Source organism: Nostoc mirabile CHAB5784 (genome assembly GCF_020829645.1).
GTDB classification, from domain to species: domain Bacteria; phylum Cyanobacteriota; class Cyanobacteriia; order Cyanobacteriales; family Nostocaceae; genus Nostoc; species Nostoc mirabile.
The window spans coordinates 1-2193 of sequence record NZ_JAIVFS010000288.1 but is presented as its reverse complement, the minus strand read 5'-3'; the positions used below and the strand labels follow the sequence as shown (position 1 = coordinate 2193).

The following is a 2193-nucleotide window of genomic DNA, read 5'->3' as shown; positions in this document are numbered from 1 at the left end:
TCAATACTGCTCGGTTAAGGAGGAATAGAGGGTAAAACAAAGAAAAATGTGTTCGCGGATAAGTTTCGCGAACAAAATAATGAGACTTACTTTTTCTCTTTAAGACTGTCGTATAAGTCAACCCAGTTTTGTCGAAGAGAATCAATACATGATTCTAAGTAATCGATTTGGGTTCTTCTAGCAACGGAGATGACGGCATGAATATGAGCAGGACTTCCCGCCTTGCCTAAATGTTTATATTTACTCAATTTATTGGGTTGTTGAGTTGGAAAAATTGGTTGAGTCGCGTGTAATTTGTAGTACCAGTAAGTTGCCTTTTTCCCGCGTGCTTGGTAACGCAAAACGCAACAACCAGGTGGTGCAACTTCCCCCGAAGTCTGAATTTGTTGAATAGAGAGTTGTAACGTCGCAATGGCTTGTTGTATGAGTTCGGCTCTAGAAATAATGTCAGAGTCAACCATCTGGCAAATCCCAGTGCTTATGGTGATTAAGGGGGTCGCAGTGTTCGCGTATTCAGTTCGAGAACAAGCCCGAATTTAGTTTATATTATTTTACAGCCAAAACTAAACGTAAGTACCGTCCTGTTAATGTCACTTGTTAACTTTGAGGTTCAACAGCCCTACGTTACCCCAAGCCAATTACTTCTGGCAATCGATCAAGTAATTCCATCTCAGACTATAACGAAGGCAATTATCAGTACTTCTTCTGTTGAGCAACGACAACGAATACTTCCGACTCATGTAATTGTGGCTTTGGTAATAGCCATGAGTTTTTGGTCATCAGACTCTGTTGTATCAGTGTTCAAAAATCTAATTCATGGTTTGGCCAGTTTACGCATACCGGAATTAATACGTTTTAAAACACCAACTTCTTCATCAATTACTGAAGCACGGCAACGAACCGGAGCATCTGTAATGACTCGTTTATTTGAGATGGTTGCTAAACCATTAGCAACGCTGTTGACACCAGGTGCTTTTTTAGGAGGACTGAGAATAATGGCAGTAGATGGAACAGTAATGGACGTTCCTGACACAAGAGAAAATGCTAGAGTATTTGGCTATCCAGGTTCGCGTCCTGGTACATATCCAGCATTTCCTAAAGCCAGATTAGTCTTTTTAGTAGAAGCAGGTACTCATTTAATTACTGATGCATTCATTAGTCCCTATCGAATTGGTGAGAGAAAGGGTGCTTTAAAACTACTACGAAGTATTGAACCTGGTATGTTATTAATGTGGGACAGGGGCTTACACTCCTTTAAGATGGTTAATGCGGCAATCAAACAAAAAAGCCATATTCTTGGTCGCGTACCATCTCATGTAAAATTTGAGGTTGTTAAAGTTTTAGATGATGGTTCTTATATATCGTGGATTGCGCCTGATGGTCAGTCAAAAAAAAAGGGCGCGACCCGAATTCCTATCCGCTTAATTGAATATATTGTTGAAGAAAATGGGGCAGAAAAAGTTTATCGTCTGATTACAGATTTGATGGATATTAAGACTTTTCCTGCTTTACTTCTCGCTCGTGAGTATCACCATCGCTGGTCAGCAGAGAGTACTTTGGATGAGTTAAAAGTTCATCTTAATGGTCGGAAAACTACTATCCGTTCTAAAAACCCTCGTGAAGTAGTCCAAGAAATTTATGGCTGGTTATTAGGACATTATTGCATACGTGCAACTATGTTTAAAAGTGCAACTATAGCCGGAATTTCACCTTTAAGTTTAAGTTTTACTGGAAGTTTACGAGTGATTCGACGTGCCATTCCCCAGTTTCAACAGAACATAGATAATTCAACTAATCTTAACATATATATATCGTGGTTAATTTCCGAAATATTAGATTTAAAAATCCCACCACCGCAAGGCAGAACTAATCCGAGAGTAGTCAAGAAAACTCGCTCAAAGTATAAGAGTAAAAAACGAAGTCATAGAAATAATAGTACTCTCCGACAACAACTATCCTTTGAAATTTTCCAAAAAGCAAGTTAAATACATCCATTTAGGAGATGCAATAAATTGTTCATCCTCAATTTATAGTTCAATAAGTTTTAAATATTCTGAGCAATTGACAATTAATTTTTTTTGAGAGTGCCTTCAGGTATAAGCAACCTTTTTAGCAGCGCTTGTTCTCGTGTATGTTACGCGAACAAATAATTCTTTACTCCACTACCTATTTTCCCTTAACCGAGCAGTATTG

At 38.4% G+C, this 2193-nt stretch carries 2 protein-coding genes; one reads left to right on the top strand and one right to left on the bottom strand.

Going from position 1 to position 2193, the window contains the following annotated elements:
- Positions 1-86 precede the first annotated feature (86 nt).
- Complete coding sequence (locus LC653_RS45815) at positions 87-461, bottom strand: hypothetical protein (RefSeq protein ID WP_229501839.1); 375 nt, start codon at positions 459-461, stop codon at positions 87-89.
- A 126-nt stretch (positions 462-587) separates the two neighbouring features.
- Here LC653_RS45815 and LC653_RS45810 point away from each other — a divergent pair, with 126 nt between their 5' ends.
- Positions 588-1985, top strand: coding sequence for an IS4 family transposase (locus LC653_RS45810; protein ID WP_229501838.1), 1398 nt, complete (start codon positions 588-590; stop codon positions 1983-1985).
- Positions 1986-2193: the final 208 nt, after the last annotated feature.

Coding starts and splice junctions, on each gene's coding strand:
- LC653_RS45810 (WP_229501838.1), top strand. CDS start 588: ATGTCACTTGTTAACTTTGAGGTTCAACAGCCCTACGTTACCCCAAGC.
- LC653_RS45815 (WP_229501839.1), bottom strand. CDS start 461: ATGGTTGACTCTGACATTATTTCTAGAGCCGAACTCATACAACAAGCC.